The sequence below is a fragment of the Polymorphospora rubra genome (assembly GCF_018324255.1).
GTDB lineage: Bacteria > Actinomycetota > Actinomycetes > Mycobacteriales > Micromonosporaceae > Polymorphospora > Polymorphospora rubra.
Window position 1 is genome coordinate 5,585,758 of record NZ_AP023359.1, and the last position, 17,886, is coordinate 5,603,643.

14 protein-coding genes and 1 pseudogene are annotated in these 17,886 nt (G+C 71.2%); 10 read left to right on the top strand and 5 right to left on the bottom strand.

Features of this window, described 5'->3' with window-relative positions; genetic code table 11:
• The first annotated feature begins 130 nt into the window (after positions 1 to 130).
• A complete protein-coding gene (locus Prubr_RS25315; RefSeq protein WP_212817431.1) occupies positions 131 to 1,345 on the top strand; it encodes a cytochrome P450 in 1,215 nt (404 codons plus the stop codon).
• Positions 1,346 to 1,384: 39 nt separating this feature from the next.
• On the opposite strand, the gene Prubr_RS25320 is transcribed toward Prubr_RS25315, so the two are convergent.
• On the bottom strand, positions 1,385 to 2,110 hold the full coding sequence (locus tag Prubr_RS25320; protein ID WP_212817432.1) for a TetR/AcrR family transcriptional regulator: 726 nt from the start codon (positions 2,108 to 2,110) through the stop codon (positions 1,385 to 1,387).
• A 100-nt stretch (positions 2,111 to 2,210) separates the two neighbouring features.
• Between Prubr_RS25320 and Prubr_RS25325 the strand changes: the two genes are divergently transcribed.
• Together Prubr_RS25325 and Prubr_RS25330 are read left to right on the top strand one after the other, a co-directional pair.
• A complete protein-coding gene (locus Prubr_RS25325; RefSeq protein WP_212817433.1) occupies positions 2,211 to 3,839 on the top strand; it encodes an ABC-F family ATP-binding cassette domain-containing protein in 1,629 nt (542 codons plus the stop codon).
• A 48-nt stretch (positions 3,840 to 3,887) separates the two neighbouring features.
• Positions 3,888 to 5,411 carry an aminopeptidase P family protein gene (locus Prubr_RS25330; protein WP_212817434.1) on the top strand — a complete coding sequence of 508 codons (1,524 nt, stop codon included), beginning with the start codon at positions 3,888 to 3,890 and terminating at the stop codon, positions 5,409 to 5,411.
• A gap of 63 nt (positions 5,412 to 5,474) precedes the next feature.
• On the opposite strand, the gene Prubr_RS25335 is transcribed toward Prubr_RS25330, so the two are convergent.
• Together Prubr_RS25335 and Prubr_RS25340 are read right to left on the bottom strand one after the other, a co-directional pair.
• Entirely contained in the window at positions 5,475 to 6,860 is a 1,386-nt protein-coding gene (locus tag Prubr_RS25335; RefSeq protein WP_212817435.1) for a hypothetical protein, read from the bottom strand.
• Positions 6,857 to 8,197 (bottom strand): MFS transporter, encoded by a 1,341-nt coding sequence (locus Prubr_RS25340; RefSeq protein ID WP_212817436.1) that lies wholly within the window; start codon positions 8,195 to 8,197, stop codon positions 6,857 to 6,859. The genes Prubr_RS25335 and Prubr_RS25340 overlap by 4 nt, the downstream gene beginning before the upstream one ends.
• A gap of 940 nt (positions 8,198 to 9,137) precedes the next feature.
• On the opposite strand from Prubr_RS25340, the gene Prubr_RS25345 reads away from it, so the two are divergent.
• The 6 genes from Prubr_RS25345 (at position 9,138) to Prubr_RS25370 (ending at position 15,122) form a co-directional block, all read left to right on the top strand.
• A complete protein-coding gene (locus Prubr_RS25345) occupies positions 9,138 to 10,067 on the top strand; it encodes an acetaldehyde dehydrogenase (acetylating) (RefSeq protein WP_246567618.1) in 930 nt (309 codons plus the stop codon).
• A complete protein-coding gene (dmpG, locus tag Prubr_RS25350; protein ID WP_212817438.1) occupies positions 10,064 to 11,089 on the top strand; it encodes a 4-hydroxy-2-oxovalerate aldolase in 1,026 nt (341 codons plus the stop codon). Before Prubr_RS25345 ends, dmpG begins: the two co-directional genes overlap by 4 nt.
• A gap of 71 nt (positions 11,090 to 11,160) precedes the next feature.
• Positions 11,161 to 11,970, top strand: coding sequence for a cupin-like domain-containing protein (locus tag Prubr_RS25355; RefSeq protein WP_212828502.1), 810 nt, complete (start codon positions 11,161 to 11,163; stop codon positions 11,968 to 11,970).
• Positions 11,967 to 13,220 carry an 8-amino-7-oxononanoate synthase family protein gene (locus Prubr_RS25360; RefSeq protein WP_212817439.1) on the top strand — a complete coding sequence of 418 codons (1,254 nt, stop codon included), beginning with the start codon at positions 11,967 to 11,969 and terminating at the stop codon, positions 13,218 to 13,220. Before Prubr_RS25355 ends, Prubr_RS25360 begins: the two co-directional genes overlap by 4 nt.
• Before the next feature lie 70 nt (positions 13,221 to 13,290).
• Complete coding sequence (locus Prubr_RS25365) at positions 13,291 to 14,163, top strand: HpcH/HpaI aldolase/citrate lyase family protein (RefSeq protein WP_212817440.1); 873 nt, start codon at positions 13,291 to 13,293, stop codon at positions 14,161 to 14,163.
• Positions 14,160 to 15,122, top strand: a complete 963-nt coding sequence (locus Prubr_RS25370; protein ID WP_212817441.1) for an ornithine cyclodeaminase family protein — start codon at positions 14,160 to 14,162, stop codon at positions 15,120 to 15,122. Before Prubr_RS25365 ends, Prubr_RS25370 begins: the two co-directional genes overlap by 4 nt.
• A 2-nt stretch (positions 15,123 to 15,124) precedes the next feature.
• Here the strand turns inward: Prubr_RS25370 and Prubr_RS25375 are convergent, their stop codons facing one another.
• Positions 15,125 to 15,616: a MaoC family dehydratase gene (locus tag Prubr_RS25375; RefSeq protein WP_212828504.1), complete on the bottom strand. Its 492-nt coding sequence runs from the start codon at positions 15,614 to 15,616 to the stop codon at positions 15,125 to 15,127.
• A 141-nt stretch (positions 15,617 to 15,757) separates the two neighbouring features.
• On the opposite strand from Prubr_RS25375, the gene Prubr_RS25380 reads away from it, so the two are divergent.
• Complete coding sequence (locus tag Prubr_RS25380; protein ID WP_212817442.1) at positions 15,758 to 17,116, top strand: hypothetical protein; 1,359 nt, start codon at positions 15,758 to 15,760, stop codon at positions 17,114 to 17,116.
• Between the two features lie 11 nt (positions 17,117 to 17,127).
• On the opposite strand, the pseudogene Prubr_RS38315 reads toward Prubr_RS25380, so the two are convergent.
• Positions 17,128 to 17,885 (bottom strand): annotated as a pseudogene (locus Prubr_RS38315) (DUF4184 family protein).
• Position 17,886: the final 1 nt, after the last annotated feature.

Sequence of the window (17,886 nt, forward strand, 5' to 3'; positions counted from 1 at the left end):
GCTTGACACATCCTGGTAACCGACCTATGTTAACGCTCACATCCCGCTGTCCGGTGGTGGGCCGTTCGCGCCCCGGCCGGAGCCGCGCCGCGCCGACAGGAAGTCCACCGCGCACTCAAGGAGGGGCAACGTGGCCGCCGAGTTCGGCATCTCGGAGTTGTGGGACCCGACCGTTCGCCGCGACCCGCACGGCTTCTACGACCGGGTACGGAACAACGGCGGGCCGGTGCTCCAGATCGACCCCACGGGTGCCCGGTTCTGGGTGATCGCCGGACACGCCGATGTCCTGGACGGACTGCACCACCCCGCGATCGGACACGAGGTGCACCGGCACTGGCCCGGCAGCCGGCAACCTGCCCCGCACGAACTCTCGGAAGTGGCGAGGATCGAGGCCCGCCAGCTGATCAGCCTCGACCCGCCCGACCACACCCGCCTGCGCGGACTGGTCAGCAGCGGCTTCACGGCCCGGGCGGTGGCCCGGCTGGAGCCGTGGATCGCAGACCTCGCCGACCGGCTGGTCGCGCGGGCGCGCCGGCAGGGACACGTCGACGGGGTCGCCGACCTGGCCGACCCGGTGCCGGTCAACGTCATCGCCGAACTGGTCGGCGTACCGGAGTCGGACCGGTCCCGGTTCCGCGCCTGGTCGGCGGCGATCGTGTCCGGCAGCGTCGACGGCCCGGCCGCCACCCTGGAGTTCGGGGCCTACCTCGACGACCTGGCGGCCCGACGCCGGGCGGCCCCCACCGACGACCTGATGACGCAGCTGGTGGCCCTCGAGGAGCAGGGCGACCGGCTCGACCGCGACGAGCTGGTGGCGCTGGTGCAACTGCTGCTCGTCGCCGGCCAGGAGACGACCGTCGACCTGATCGTCAACGGCATCCGTCTCCTGCTCACCCATCCCGAGCAGTGGCAGGCGGTGCGCGACGATCCGACGCTGGCGGCGGCGGTGGTCGAGGAGACGCTGAGATTCCGTGGACCCGTCGAGATCGTGCCGCCACGGTTCGCGTTCCGGGACGTCGAGATCGCCGGCGGACGGATCCCCGCGTTCGACCGGGTGGGACTGTCGCTGTGGGGCGCCAACCGCGACCCGGCCGTGTTCGACCGCCCGCACGTGTTCGACATCCACCGCCCCGACGTACGAAAGCACATCGCCTTCGGGCACGGGATCCACTTCTGCCTCGGCGCCCACCTGGCCCGGCTGGAAAGCCGGATCATGTTCGAGCGGATCGCGCGAAACCTTCCCGACCTGCGTCTCGCCGTCGATCCCGCCGAACTCGAGGGCTTTCGGCTGCACCAGGACGGACTGCCCCTGCGGGTGGGACCGCGCGACCTCGCCCGGACCTAGGCACGGGCCACCCGGTCGAGCGCGCGGGCAGGGCGGCCGTCAGGCCCGGGTCGCACAGATGCCGTCGAGAAGGTATGTCAGTCCCCGGCCGAAGTCGGCGTCCCAGTCGTCGACCACGGAGTCCCGCGCCGCCAGCAGCGGGTACCTGTCGCGGTGCTGCTCCAGGAGCCTGGTGGCGGGCTCGTGCACGTCGTCGCCGTCCCGGCTCTGCCACGCGGTCTGGCTCAGTGCGGAACCGATGACAAAGCCGGCGAGCGCGTTCGCCGCGGCGGTGAGATGCGGTTGCCGGAATCCGGCGCCGGCCAGCGTGGCGTGCAGGAACTCGGTGCGGGTCAGGACATTGGGCCCCAGCAGGGGGCGCCCCAGGAGGGCCGCCGACCACGGGTGGCGGAGCATGGCGGCGCGCCAACCGGTCAGCAGCGCGACGGCCGTCGCCCGCCAGTCGGACGGGTCGGGACGGGGCAGCTCCACCTCGGCGAACAGTTCGTCGAGTGCGAGGTCGAGCACGTCGTTCTTCGTCTTCACGTGCCAGTAGAGCGTCGTCGAACCGGCGCCGAGGCGTTCGGCCAGGCGCCGCATGGTGAGTCGTTCGACCCCTTCCTCGTCGAGCAGTTCCAGCGCGGCGGCGACGATGCGGTCCCGGGAGAGCGGTGGCGAGTCGCGCAGCACCCGTGGTGGACGGAACCAGACGTCGCCCGCCCGGCCGTCCGAGGCCCGGGTGCGGTCCGGGCGGGTCCGTCCGGCGGCGGCGCTGCTGTCTGACATGTCGGCAGTCTAGTATCTTGGGCGTGGTATCGAACAATGAACGATTACCGGATCAATGTTCGAGAAATCGCCGCTCGACGATCGGGAGAGGTTCGGGCGAATGGGCTACATCGACGTAAGTCACCTGACGTACGTCCTGCCGGACAGCCGTCTCCTCCTCAACGACGTGTCCTTCCGGGTGGGGGACGGGGCCAAGGCGGTGCTCGTCGGGCCCAACGGCGCGGGGAAGACGACCCTGGTCCGCCTCATCGCCGGTGACCTCGCGGCGGCCGACGGGAAGGTGACCCAGATCGGCGGGCTCGGCGTGATGCGTCAGTTCATCGGTGACATCCGCGACGACCGGACGCTCTACGACCTGTTGCTGTCCGTGGCTCCGGACGCTGTCCGGTCGACGACCGACCAGCTGCGCCGGGCCGAGGCGGCGATGGCCGAACGCGGGGAGGAGGAGGCCACGCAGATGGCGTACGCCCGGGCGATCGGTGACCACACCGACGCTGGCGGCTACGACATCGAGGTGGTCTGGGACGCCGTCTGCACGCAGGCGCTCGGATCGGCGTACGAGGCGGTGAAGGACCGGCCGGTGACCACCCTCTCCGGCGGCGAGCAGAAGCGGCTGGTCCTGGAAGCGCTCCTGCGTGGTCCGGACCGCGTGTTGCTCCTCGACGAACCGGACAACTACCTGGACGTGCCGGCCAAGGAGTGGCTCGGCGAACAACTGCGGTCCACGTCGAAGACCGTGCTGATGGTCTCGCACGACCGGCAGTTGATCGCGGACGTCGCCGACCGGATCCTCACCGTCGAGGCCCGCACCGTCTGGATCCACGGCGGTCGTTTCGCCACGTACGCGCAGGCGAAGCAGGAGCGGCGCGACCGGATCGTGGAGCGTCGCAGGCGCTGGGAGGACGAGCACGCCCGGCTCCGGCACCTGGTGCACACACTGCGCCAGAGCGCGACGAACAGTGACGCGATGGCCTCGCCGTACCGGGCCGCGCAGACCAGGCTACGACGGTTCGAGGAGGCCGGTCCGCCGGAGCGGCCGGCGAAGCAACAGAACGTGCGGATCCGGCTGCGTGGTGGGCGGACCGGCAAGCGTGCGGTCGTCTGCGAAAGCCTGGAGCTGGTCGGGCTGATGCGCCCCTTCGACACCGAGATCTGGTACGGCGAACGCGTCGCGGTGCTCGGTTCGAACGGTTCCGGCAAGTCGACGTTCCTGCACCTGCTGGCCGACCTCGGTCGCGACGAGACGCCGGCCGTCCGGTACGCCGGCGGGGTGAGGTTGGGTTCCCGGGTCGTGCCGGGGCATTTCGTGCAGACGCACGCCCGACCGGATCTGCACGGCCGCACCGCACTGGAGATCGTGCTGGCGACTGTTCCGCAGACCCTCAACGACGCGATGTCGGCGCTGGCGCGGTACGAGCTGGCACCTTCGGCCAACCAGTCGTTCGAGACGTTGTCCGGCGGCCAGCAGGCGCGGTTGCAGATCCTGCTCCTGGAACTGTCCGGCGCCAACCTGTTGCTGCTGGACGAGCCGACCGACAATCTCGACCTCGCCAGCGCCGAGGCGCTCCAGGACGGACTCGCCGGCTTCTCCGGTACGGTTCTCGCCGTCACCCACGACCGCTGGTTCGCCGCCGACTTCGACCGCTACCTGGTCTTCGGCGCCGACGGCCGGATCTACGAGAGCGCCGACGCGGTGTGGAGCGAGGGACGGGTCGACCGCGCCCGGTGACGCCGTCGCGGGTCGGGATACGTCGGTCCGCGTGGCAGAATATCGACCATGACGAGCGACAAGCAGGTGAAGGCCAGCCACCGTAACGTACCCGGAAGCGACGCGTTCCGCGCGTTCATCGCCTCCGGTTGGGCCAGCCGGAGCACGGAGCCTGTGCCCCGCGTCGCGGTCGCGGATCACGCCGCCGATCGCCGGGCGGCCGTGTCGCAGCGGTTCCCGGGCGAGCGTCTCGTCATTCCCGCCGGCGGCCTGAAGGTACGCAGCAACGACACGGACTTCACATTCCGGGCGCACACCGCGTTCGCGTACCTGACCGGCCTGGGCGCGGACAGCGAGCCGGACAGCGTCCTGGTGTTGGATCCGAAGCCCGACGGCGGCCACGAGGCCGTCGTGTTCTTCCGGCCGCTCGCCTCTCGCGACAGCGAGGAGTTCTTCGCCGACGCCCGGTTCGGCGAGTTCTGGGTCGGGCCGCGCCCCACGATCCAGGACATCGAGTCGCGGCTCGGCGTCTCCGCCCGGCACATCGACTCGCTCGCCGACGCGCTGGCCAAGGATGCCGGCGCGATCCGGCTCCGGGTCGTACGGGCGGCCGACGAGCAGGTGGCCCGCCGGGTCGACCAGGCCCGAGGCGGGACGGCGACGTCCGAGGGCGCGACGTCCGGGGCCACGGCGGAGCCGAACGAGGCGGACGAGGAACTGGCCCGTTTCCTGTCGGGGATGCGGATCGTCAAGGACGAGTGGGAGATCGGCGAGATGCGGCGGGCGATCGCCGCGACCCACCAGGGCTTCGACGCGATCATCGCCGGGCTGCCGGAGGCCGTCCGCAAGGGCCGCGGTGAGCGCTGGGTGGAGGGCCTCTTCGGCCTGTACGCCCGGCACGAGGGCAACGGGCTCGGCTACGAGTCGATCTGCGCCTCCGGGGACCACGCCAACACGATCCACTGGACGAAGAACACCGGCCAGGTCCGCGAGGGCGACCTGATCCTGGTCGACGCCGGGGTGGAACTGGACTCGTTGTACACCGCCGACATCACCCGGACCCTGCCGGTCAGCGGCCGGTTCAGTGCGGTGCAGCGCAAGATCTACGAGGCGGTCCTGGAGGCCCAGGAAGCCGGGATGGCGGCGGTGAAGCCGGGCAACAAGTTCAGCGACATCCACGCCGCCGCGAACCGGGTCATCGCCCGCAAGCTGCACGAGTGGGGCCTGCTGCCGGACGGGGTGACGCTGGAGCAGACGCTCGACCCGGAGAACGGTGGTCTGCACCGGCGGTGGATGGTCCACGGCACCTCCCACCACCTGGGCCTGGACGTGCACGACTGCCAGATGCTGCTGCGCAAGGACTACATGGACGGCGAACTCAGGCCGGGCATGATTCTCACCGTCGAGCCGGGGCTCTACTTCAAGGCGGACGACCTGGTGGCGCCGGAGGAGTTCCGTGGCATCGGGGTCCGGATCGAGGACAACGTTCTCGTCACCGAGGACGGTCACGAGAACCTGTCGGCGGCGATGCCGCGTACCGCCGACGACGTCGAGGCGTGGATCGCCGCGGTGCAGTCCGGCGCGGGCGCCTGACGGCAGGTCGGGCTGATCGGCGGGCACCGTCGGCGGGCGACGCCGGCAGTGCCCGCCGCGGTGTCAGCCGTCGTGGAAGGCGGAGTGGAAGGCCGACGCGACCGCCGCGCCGCCGCCGAGGCTGACCACGCCGACCGTCGGGTCGGTACTGCCGCGTACGAAGCAGCCGGCGTATCCGTCCTCGCCGATGACGTCGCGGTCACCGAGGTAGATTCCCCAGTTGAGGTAGTGGTCGTGCGAGCCGCCGGCGCCGTCGGGAAACCGTTCGGCCGCCGGCCGGATGCGGCGTTGCAGCACGTACGGGCCGCCGACCGCCGAGGTGAGCCGGGTCTCCCATTCGGGTGTGTCGACCTGCCATCCGGCGACGATTCCGCTGCCGCCGTGCAGCAGGGTCGGCTTGAGGATGAGGTCGGCCCGGTGGGCCAGGGCGTAGCGGAGCAGGTCGACCTCGGTGCCGCCCGGGTCGGTGATCCGCGGGCGCACGTACCGGGTCCAGGGCAGGATCCGGTCGACGCAGGCGAGTTCGTCGGCGTCGAAGAGGGCACGGTGCCGGTCGTCGGAGAGCATCGCCAGGGCCGCCTTGTTGCCGTACAGTTCGGCGTCCAGCCGGCTGAACAGGCCGACCCTCTCCTCGGCGGCGGCGGCCAGCAGCGGTTCGAGTTCGGCGGCCGACGCCGGGTCGGCGAGGTCCTCGGCGAGGAAGTACCGGTAGACGATGTCGATGGTCCGGCCGGCGACGGTCGGCCGGCCGTCACGGTACGTGAGTTGGCCGGGATGGCAGGCGATCGCCTCGATTCCGTGGTCGGCGAGCCGGGCGGCGAAGACCTCCAGCCGGGGCCCGACGATCGCGAAGTTGTCCACGGTGTCCAGTACGGCGACGAGCGGTGACCGGTTGGCGGGGACCGCGGCGGCGCACTCGGCGAGCATCGTCCGCGCCATGCAGCCGAGCGTGTCGCGGTATCCCAGCCGGTGCCGGGCCACGAACTCGCGCAGCGGTGGATAGGTCAGCATCGCCCGGTTGATGTCGGCGTTCTCGAAGCCGCCGAGCGCACTGGTGATGTTGAACTCGAGCAGGCTGAACGTGGTGCCGTCGTGGTAGAGGTCGGCGCGCCCCAACGGGACGAGTGACCCGGTGCGGGCGCTGCGGGTGATCAGTTCCGTCTGCCGGGTGTTCATACCGACGGCCTGCGCCAGTGCGGCCAGACTGCCGTCGAAGATCCGGTCCGGCAGGGAGCGCAGCAGGTCGTGGATCGTGCGCAGGTCACGTGTGACGGCGCGGCGTTCGGTGTCGCCGAGGAAGGCGGGGCCGGTGAGGAACCGGCCCTGGTAGGCCAGCGTGAGCGCGGCGGACTCCCGGGCGGCGGCCGTCGGATCGCCCGGCGTGGGGTGCCCGGCGAGGTGCTCGACGTACGCGGCGCCCAACGGTGAGCGGTGCCCGCAAGTGATCATCGGTCGGCCTTTCCTGGGTGTTCGGCGGGTCCGGTGTCGGTGCTGCCCGGCCCGGTGGGTGCCGGGCCGTCGCCGGCGGCCTCGTTGGCCCGCTGTGCCTGTACGGCCCGGGTGATCCACTGCCGGCGGGCGCCGCGGACGAGGATCACCGCGATGACCGCCATGACGGCCGCGCCGGCGCCGAACACGGCCGGAGTGCCGGCTTCGGCGGCGACGAAGCCGCCGGCTGCCGCGCCGACGGGCAGGCCACCCCAGGCGATGAGCCGGTAGACGCTGTTGGCCCGCCCGAGCAGGTGTCGGGGTACGAGGGTCTGCCGCAGGACCACCACGACGACGTTCCAGGTCACGGTGCCGCAGGCGAAGAGGGCGAGGGCGGCCCCGGCGGCGTACGGCGACGGAACGGTGGCCAGCACCGCCTCGCTGGCGGCGATCAGCGCGGCGGTGGCGACCAGTGCCCCTTCGCGGCCGAGCCGGTTGGTCAGCAGGGGAGCGATCCGGGCGGCGAGGACAGCGCCGACGGCCTGGCAGGAGAGCATGACGCCGTACCCGAACGCGCTGAGTCCGAGGACCACGTTGCTGTGTACGACGAGGACGGCGAGCATCGCGCTGCCGGCCAGGTTGATCAGGCAGGAGAGCAGGGCGAGGCTGCGGAGCAGGTGGTGGCGCCACAGCCATTTCGCGCCGGCGAGCATCTGCGGCAGTACGCCGCTGGCGTCCCCCGGCTGCGCGGGTCGCGTACGGCGCATCCGGGCCAGGAGCAGGGCCGAGCACAGGAAGGTGGCCGCGTCCACACCGAACGGCAGCGCGACGGCGACGCTGAACAGCAGGGCACCGAAGAGCGGGCCGACGAAGCCGGTGCCGGCCTCCTGGGCGGCCATGATGCGCGCGTTGGCGGTGGACAGTCCGGATTCGGGGGCGACGTAGGGGACGAGGACCTGTGCGGCGTTGCGGCAGAAGACCTCGGCGACGCCGAGCAGGAACATGCAGACGTAGAGCAGCGGCAGCCCGCCCCAGCCGCCGAGGATGCCGACGGTGAGTACGGCGAGCAGGACGGCGCGGGCGAGGTCGACCCGTACCAGTGCCTTCCTGATGTCGACCCGGTCGATGAGGAGTCCGGCGGGGATGCCGAAGAGTACGAACGGGGCGGTGAACGCGACCGAGACGCCGCCGATGAGGCGGGGGTCGTCGGTGAGTTGGGCGGCCAGCAGGGGACCGGCGGCGATCGTGACGCCGTCCCCGATGGCCGAGATGGCGGCGGCGGACCACAGTCTGGAGAAGTCGCGGCCCAGGTGCTGGCGTCGTCCGGCTGCGGCGGTGGGTGTGGCCAGCCTGCTCATGCCGGGGCGTGGGGGCCGGTGGCGGGCCTGGACGGGGCGGTGGTGCGTGGCGGGTGGTGACCCTGCCCGGCCCTGGCCCGGCGCGGCCGACGATCCATCGTGTCCCCTTTCCAGCGGTGCGTACGGCGCGACTTCGACCGGGCCGCTGTCCGCAATGCACACTCATGCGAGTGTGATGAGGATAGTCGAAAGGGACGCGCCGGCAACGGTTACGCAGTGTCGCCGCCGACCGGTGGCGACGGCCGCATTCTCCGGCTTGACGGATGGTGTTTTGAGTTTGTATAGGCGTACGCGGGTGGTGTTGTGGACCGCCCGGCGAAATGCTGCGTGAGTCGGATCGGGCCTGGTTGGCGGCGCTTTGTGGCTGACTGCCGGCGCGGTCGCGGGCCTCGCGCGGCCGGCCGTGAGCTGTCACGAGGGTGACCCAACACGCAGGTCCGATACCCGCAAATATCTGGTACCGTCGATGGCGGTCAACCGTCGGTTGGTCGTGACGGTAAGTCCAGCATTGCTGGATATGAATGTCATTGGGAGTGCTTTCGACTACTGCATTGGAATCCCTGAGATCAGTCCCATGTCCGTTTGACGCATGACGGTGCCGCGCGTGACCGAATGACCCTGTCGAATGGGAGTTTCCGGTCGCGACGCGATCCGTCCCCCGCGGACGTTCTGTTTCTCGGTGACCGCCGACGGCCCACGGGGGGCCGTGCCCTCGGATGGCGTGGCGGACCGGGTCCGACCTGGATGGACAGCCGGCGGCGCACCGCGGGCGGGTGCCGCGCGCCTCCCGTCGTCACCGCCGGAACGTCGCCGGCCAGCTGGCGCCGGCGCATCGAATGGTGAGGACGACGTACATGAGAATCCCCGATCCCAGAGCCGGGCGCCGGTCGCCCCGAACCCACCGATCCCACCCACGGCGTTTCCGGTCCGGAGCCGGGCGGTGAGCCTCGCCGCGGGGGTGACCGGCACCGGCCCGGACGTCGTCGAGCCCGCCACCGTCGCCGTGATCGGCACCGGAGCGATCGGCCAGGACCTCATCAGCAAGATCGACCGATCCCGGGCACTGGACTGCCGGCTGGTGGCCGGTCGCAACCCCGGCTCCGCGGGACTACGGCACGCCGAACGGCTCGGCTTGCCCACCACGGCGGCCGGGATCGACGCCGTCCTGGCGGCCGAGCGCCCGTTCGACATCGTCTTCGACGCCACCAACGCCGCCTCCCACCTCGAACACTGGCGGCTGCTCGAGCCGCTCGGGACCCTCGTCGTCGACCTCACGCCCAGCGGGGTGGGGCAGATGGTGGTGCCGGCCGTGACCGGCGTACGGGTGGCGGCCGGACGCAACGTCAACCTGATCAGCTGCGGCGGCCAGGCGTCGGTCCCGGTCGTGCACGCGCTCGCGACGCGCTTCCCGGTGACCTACCTCGAGGTCGTCTCGACCGTGGCCAGCACCATCGCCGGCCGCGCGACCAGGTTGAACCTCGACGAGTACGTGGCGACCACCGAGCGCGCCGTGACGACGTACTCCGGGGTCGGCGACGTCAAGGCGATCCTGAACATCAGTCCGGCGGTGCCGCCGGCGACGTTCCGCACGGCCGTGCACGCCCGGATCCCCGGTGCCGACGCGGCGGCGGTACGGGCGGCGGTCGACGAGGCCGCGGCGCGGGTGCGTACCTTCGCCCCGGGCTACGAGGTCACCGCCTGCACCGTCGTCGACGACCGGGTGACGGTCGCGGTGCAGGTGCTGGCCCACAGCGACGTCCTGCCCCGCTACGCCGGGAACCTCGACATCATCAACTCCGCCGCCGTCATGGTCGCCGAGCAGCACGCGACCGCGATCGGTCGCACCGCCCGGGCGGAGGTGGCCCGGTGAGCGACGTCGTCATCTACGACCCGACCCTGCGCGACGGGCAGCACGCGGTCCGCCACCAGCTCGGTGTCGACGCCCTGCGCCGCTATGCCGAGGCGGCGGACGCGGCGCGGATCCCGGTGGTCGAGGTCGGCCACGGCAACGGGCTCGGCGCCTCGTCGCTGCAGGTCGGGCTGGCCGCCGTCAGCGACGAGCAGATGCTGTCGACGGTCCGCGAGGCGTTGCGGCACAGCCGGATGGGCGTGTTCATGCTGCCCGGCTGGGGCACCTCCACCGACCTGCGGCGGGCGATCGCCCACGGTGCCGACGTCGTACGCATCGGGGTGCACGCCACCGAGACGTCGCTGGCCGAGCGACACCTGGGGATGCTGCGCGAGGCCGGGGCCGAGGCGCACTGCGTGCTGATGATGAGCCACATGGCGACCCCGGAACAGTTGGCCGAGCACGCCGCGCAGGCCGTCGGGTACGGGGCGCAGGCGGTGGGGATCATGGATTCGGCGGGCTGGTTCCTGCCCCCGGACGTCACCGCGCGGATCTCGGCGATCCGGGCGGCGGTCGACCGCCCGGTGATCTTCCACGGGCACGACAACCTCGGCATGGCGGTGGCCAACTCCGTCGCCGCGGCCCAGGCCGGCGCCTCGATCATCGACGGCTGTGCCCGTGGCTTCGGTGCCGGGGCGGGAAACACCCAGCTCGAGGTGCTGGTGCCGGTGCTGGAACGCAGCGGCTTCACGACCGGCATCGACCTCTACGCGCTGCTCGACGCCGCCGACCTCGCCGAACGCGAACTCATGCCCGCACCGCCGGTGACCGCGTCGATGACCATCGTCAGCGGCCTGGCCGGGGTGTTCTCGGGATTCAAGCACCGGGTCGTCGAGCTGTCCGCCCGCGCCGGCGTCGACCCGCGCGACGTGTTCTTCGAGCTGGGCCGGCGGCAGGCCATCGCCGGCCAGGAAGACCTGATCGTGGACGTGGTGGCAGAGCTGAGCGCCCGGGACGGGCGCGTGGCGGCCCTTCAGAAGTAAGGACAGGCGACATGGCGAATCCCGATCCGACAACCGGCACGAACGCGACGGCGGGGGTACCCGTGGCCCGCATGTCGTTCGACCAGTTCATGGCCACCGGTCCCGGCGACCTGTTCCGGTCCGACGTGCCGGTGGTGATCAAGCTGCCGGAGAGCGTGCAGGGGCTCGGCCGCGACGGAGTGGCGGCCCGGCTGGGCAACATGCTGGTCACCCTGTTCACCGAGCCGGGCGACAAGAACCACCCCGGGCGCTGGGAGACCCGCGACATCCGACTGCGCGAGTTCTTCGCCGACGACAAGTACATGACCAGCCCGGACACCTGGCACCGGATCGTGTCGAACATCCGCAACAGCCCCGCCGACGTCAACGCCGTCGTCGGGTTCGACGCCGAGAAGTTCTTCGGGTACGGACGCTCGCTGTACGCGGCCAACCTGTGGATCAGCCACCGCGGCGTCTTCACCAAAAGCCACTTCGACGAGTTCGAGAACTTCAACATCGCGCTCGAGGGTCGCAAGCGGTTCATCATCGCCCCGCCCGGATCCCGGGACTACTACCCGCGATCGGTGCTGCGCGGCTTCGGTGACAAGTCGCAGGTGTTCGACATGGACAACGTCGACCCGCAGCGCTACCCGAGGCTGGTGCCGAAGCTGGCCCAACGGCGCGACCTGATCCTCGAGGCCGGCGAGATGCTCTACCTGCCGCTCGGCTGGTGGCACCAGGCCGAGTCGCTGGACGAGGTCAACGTCAACGTCAACTTCTGGCTGAAGTCGTCGAAGATCCTCCGCCGCCCGCACGTGCTCGGCGTGGCGCTCTACACGTACGCGTACCGCAAGCTCACGCGCGTCTACTCCTACAAGCCCACCGAGGTGCAGTCTTCATGAGCGAGCGCAAGACCATCACGCCCGCCCACCGGTACCGCAACAACGACAAGCTCGTCGGGATCGGGAACAGGTTCTGGAACATGAGCGAGGAGCACGGTGTCGCCGGGATCGTCGGCGACCTGAACGACGGTGTGCTGCGGACCGCCGACGGGCACGAGTTCGTGAACTTCACCGTCTGCTCCTATCTGGACCTGGACACCCATCCGAAGGTCATCGACGGGGCGGTCGACTCGCTGCGGCGCTTCGGCGTGCTGGACCACTGCATCCCGCGTACCCGGGTCCAGACACCGGTGCTGCTGGAGCTGGAGGACTCACTGGGCGAACTGTTCGGTGCCGAGGTCGTCACCGCGATCTCGACGGCGGCGGCCAGCACCGGCCTGCTGCCGCTGATCGCGTCCGGGCACCTCGGGAACGGGGTTCGGCCGCTGATGGTCTTCGACAAGAACGCCCACGTGTCGCTGGCCAACGCCAAGCCGACGTGCGCCGACGAGACCGAGGTCGTCACCAGCCGCCACCACGACCTCGACTTCCTCGAGGACATGTGCCGCACCTACGAACGCGTCTGCTACGTCGTCGACGGCTCGGACAGTCTCGGCGGCTACGCCCCGGTCCGGGAACTGGCCGAGTTGCAGGACAAATACAACATGATGGTCTTCTACGACGACTCGCACTCGTTGTCGGCGTACGGGCGGCGCGGCATCGGCTACGTCCGCTCGCACTCGCCGGCGCTGGACCAGCGCACCGTGACCGTCGCGACGCTGAGCAAGGGGTTCGGGGCCGGCGGCACCGCGATCCTGCTCGACGGATATCCGAAGGAGACGCGGCGGATCATCGAACGCTTCGCCGGGCCGCTCGGCTACTCGCAGAAGATGAACGCGGCCGCGGTCGGCGCGGCGATGGCGTCGGCGGAGATCCACCGCACCGAGGAACTCACCGAGCTGCAGAACAGGCTGTACGCCAACATCGCGCTGTTCGACTCGCTGCTGGCGACCGAACAGTCCGGCAGCACGTACCCGATCCGGGTCGTGCCGATGAGCGACGACACGGTCATCGACGGGGCCCAGCGCGTCTTCGCCGCCGGGTTCTACGTCTCGCCGGTGTTCTTCCCCATCGTCGCCCGCGGCACCGCCGGGCTGCGGGCCATGCTGCGCGCCGGCCAGACCGAGGAACAGATCCGCCGGCTGTGCGAGGTACTCGTCGAAGCGGGGGCCCGCCCGCCCACCGCACTGCCCGAGCCGGTGGCCCCATGACCGAGCGCAGCGAGGGAATCAGCAAGCTCAGGGCATGTCATGGGCCCGCCGAGCGGAGCGAGGTGGGCGCATGACCGAGCACAGCGAGGGAAGCGGTACGGCGGGGATTCCGCGGAGCATCCTCTACACCCCGGCACTGTCGCTGGACCGGGTCGTGAAGGCGTGGAACTACGACGCCGACGTGCACCTGATCGACCTGGAGGACTCGGTGCCGCCGGCCGAGAAACCGGCCGCGCGCACCGTGTGCCGGGCCGCGCTGGAGAAGGCGCCACGGCCGGCGAACATCGCCGTACGGATGAACGAACTGGGCAGCGTCGCGGCGGTGCAGGACCTGGTGCTCTTCACCGAGTCCCCGGTACGGCCGGGAATCGTCATGATGACGATGGTGAAGTGCGCGACCGAGGTGACCCTGGTCCGCCAGATGCTGGCCTCGGCGGGCGCGCGTCCGGAGATCTACGTGACGGTGGAGACGGTCGAGGCGGTCGTCGACATCGACCCGATCGCGCGGGCGGCCGACGGCCTGGTCCTCGGCTCGGCCGACCTGGCCGCCACCCTCGGGGTCGAGATCACCTGGGAGGCGATGCTCGCCGCCCGGCAGGCGATGGCGCTGGCCTGCGCACGGTACGGAACCGCCTGCATCGACACCGCGAACTTCCGGCTCACCGAGCCGGCGGTCCTCGCGGAGGAGACCGCCCGTGTTCGGACGCTCGGCTTCCACGGCAAGGCGACCGTGCACCCGGGCGAACTCGACGTGATCAACCAGGCGTTGCGGCCGAATCTCGACGACCTGCGCCTGGCCCGTCGGGTGACCGAGGCCGTCGGCGCGGCCGGCGGCGGGATCGCCGTGCTGGACGGGAACATGGTCGGCCCGCCGTTCGCCCGGCTGGCCCGCGACACGGTGGCGCGCGGCGACGCCTGGACCGCCCGGTTCGGTGGCGGATGACCGGGCCGGTGACGGTCACCGCCGCGGACATGGCGGGCACCCGCCGCATGACGCGGGTGATCGACGTACTGGGGGAGATGTTCGTCGACCTGGCCGCCGGTCGGACCCGGTCCCCGGCCCGGACCGTCCTCGAGCACGGCCCGCAGCGGGTGCTCCTGGTCAGCCCCGCGATCTGGGAGCGGCGTGGGGTCGGCAGTGTCAAGATCACCACGTTGACCCCGGACAACCGGGAACGCAACCTGCCGCTGATCCACGGGGTCGTCGCCCTGACCGACCTGACCACCGGGCAGATCACGGCCCTGCTGGACGGTGCCGAACTCACCGCGATCCGTACCGGCGCGGTCGCCGCCCTGGCCACCCGTTGGTGCACCGCCGACGACGCCGACGACCTCGCCGTCATCGGGGCCGGGGTGCAGGCCCGGTCGCTGGTCCGCGCGGTCGCGGCGGTACGCCGCATCCGTACCGTGCGGGTGTTCTCCCGGACGCCCGCGAGGGCCGACGAGTTCGCCGAGTGGGTCCGGGCCACCGCGTCCCACCCGGTCCGGGCGACCGTCTGCGACACGGCCCGGGCCGCGGCCGCCGACGCGCCGATCATCTGTACGGCGACGTCGACCGGCGACGACAAGCCGGTACTCGAAGCGGAGTGGGTGGCGGCCGGGGCGCACGTGAACGTGATCGGCGGTACGCATCCGGACGCGATCGAGGTCGAACCCGCCCTCCTCGCCGACGCGACGGTCGTCGTCGAGGACCGGACGGCGGCCCGCGACGGCGCCGGTGAGGTGCGGGCCGCCCTGGCCGCCGGACTGATCCGTTCCGACGATCTCGTCGAGCTGGGTGCGCTGGTGGCCGGCGGGGTGCGGGCCGTCGACCGGACCTCGGTCCTGCGCAGCGTCGGAATGGCGATCGAGGACACCGCGGCCGCCGTGGCACTGTACGAGCCGGCCGCGGCCGGCGGATAGGGTCAGGAGTGGTCGCGGCAGCGGACCATGAAGGTCCGTTCGAAGACGATGACGGTCTCACCGGTCGACTTCGCGCCCGTCGTCTCGACCGTGACGATCCCGAGGCCGGGCTTCGACCGGCTCAGCCGCTTGTCGAGGATCCGGCTGGTCGCGTAGAGGGTGTCACCGACGAACACGGGGTCGCGCAGCCGGACCTTGTCCCAGCCGAGGTTGGCCACCGCCCGCGCCGACAGCGCCTGCACGGTCATTCCGCCGACCAGGCACAGCGTGATTCCGCTGTTGACAAGGACCCGTCCGTACTCGCTGCCCTTGCCGTAGTGCTCGTCGAAGTGCAGCGGATGCTGGTTCATGGTGAGCAGCGTCAGCCAGGTGTTGTCGGTCTCGGAGATGGTCCGGCCCGGCCAGTGCCGGATCACCATGCCGGGCTCGAAGTCCTCGTAGTCGCCGCCGTGCTCCTCGCGGTATTCGTTGCCCTGGACATGACGCAGCGTCATGGACACCTCCGGCTCGACGCGTCGGCCGGCTTCACGCGTCGGCACGGCCTGCAGCATATGAATGCTAGTCTATTGATCTTATCGTCCTGGATGGATCGGTCCGCCGGGCCGACCCCGCAGCCAGCTTCCGGGGAGCGCCACATGGTCACGCTTGACGGTGTACGCACCGGATCGGCCGGGCACCCGTGGTTCGGCGACCACCGACTGGCGCCGGCCGCCCCGTCCGACACGATCCGCCACATGCTGCGCCACGAACTGCGCGACACCGGCTGGCCGTACCAGCGGGTCCTGCCCGCCGCGCCGATGGCGATCCCGCGCGCCTCGTACGCCGAGGTGTTCCGGGCCTCCGCCGCACTGCTCGACCTGCTGCGCCGCACCGCCCTGGAGACCGCGCCGACCACCGAGGGCAGGCTGGCCGCCTACCGGATGCCGGCCACCGAGAACCGGCTGTGGGTCGCCGACCCGTTCGTCGAGGAACGGTACGCCGACAGTGTGGTCCGGCCGGACCTTGTCATCGGGCCCACCGGGCCGCGGATCGTGGAGTTCAACGTCAGCGCCGCGCTCAGCGGCGTCCTCGAGACTTATGCCCGGCTCGAGGTGTGGCGCCACCTGCACGCCGACGGGCAGGGCCGCACCCCGTACAGCTCCCCGGATCCGTTCGCCGTACGCGCCGACATGTTCCGGGCGTTGTGCGCCGAGTTGGGTACGGCGCCCCGGGTCGCCGTCGTCGGCAGCGCCCGCGTCCACGGTGTCGAGAGCCGCTACTTCCAGGTCGAGGTGGAGCACTTCAACAGCCACGGCCTGACCGCACGGTTCTTCGAACCCGAGGAACTCGTCGAGGCGTGGGACTGCGCCCCGCACCTGCGCTATCCCGTCGGACTGCGCAACTTCACCATTCCGGACTGGCTCGACGCGGGGCTGGACACCAGCCCCGTACAGGACGCGCTCGACAACGGGTGCCTGCTGGTCGGCACCCAGACGTCGACGTTCCTACACAGCAAGCTGACCATGGGGCTGCTGTCGGAGGGCCGGCCCTGGATGACCACGGCCGAGCGGGCCCTCGTCGACAGATACCTGCCGTGGACCCGGATCCTCGCCGACCGCGGCACCACCCGCGACGGCCGCGACGTCGACCTGCTTCCGTACGTGGTGAAGAACCGCGACCTGCTGGTGCTCAAGGCCGGCCTGGGGGAGAGCGGGAAGCAGGTCGTCATCGGCCGCGACGTCGACCAGGCGGCATGGGAGTCCGCGGTCGACGCCGCCGCCGACGGCAGCAGCATCGTGCAGGAGTTCGTGGCGCCACAGACGTGCCGGGTCGCGCTGATCGCCGACGACAGCGACGAACCGTACGAGGCCGAGGTGGCCCCGGTGCTCGGGCCGCTGCTGTTCGGCGGCCGACCGGCGGGCCTGTTCTGCCGGTTCTACGGCGACGGGTCCGCCGGGATCGTCAGTGTCCGGGCGGGTATCAGCAGCTCCGACAACTGCATGGTGGCGGTCTGACCCGGCCGCCGTCAGCGCGGGGCGGGGCGGTCGCGTCGGGTCAGCACCGCGTAGCCGGCGGCGAGGACGATCACGGTGGTCAGACCGGCGCCGCCGGCGTTGGTGACGGCCAGGAACACCGTTCGCCGTAGTGACACCTCTTCGGTGAGTGCCAGGGCGGCTCCGGCGACAGTGGCGAGCCCGATGGCCGTCCAGGCCGTCGCCACGAGCCTTCGGCCGGCCGGCGGCCGCTGCTCGGCCGCGTTCCGCGGCGGCGCCGTACGCCACCAGTGGAACAGCCAGATCGCCACGGCGACGCCACCGACGACGGTGCTCGCGTACTGCGCCCAGCGGTAGCCGGCCATCCCGAGGTGCGGGTCGGCCAGCCAGCCGATGTGGGTGGCCCCCACCCCCCGTCGTGGGTGAACGAGTCCCACAGCACGTGGGTAGCGGCGCCGACCGCCAGCGAGGCGACCAGCATGGCCGCGAGAGGGGCCGGCCGGTGGCGCGGACGGCCGGGCCGGACCAGGCGCTGGCGCAACCGGGCCGGCGAGATCGCGGTCAGGAAACGGGCCAGCAGCCCGTGCCACAGTGCCAGCGCCAGCAGACCCAGCAGCACGTCGACGCCGAGAACGCCGGCGACCGAGTGGGTCAGCGACGCCGACACCGGCAGCGGCAGGTAGTAGGGCAGATCGGGAACCATGCTCCCGACCACCAGGGCCGACGGCACCAGCCACGCGGCCCGCGCCAGCGGCAGTACCGCCGCGATGTGACTACCGGTGAACGGCATG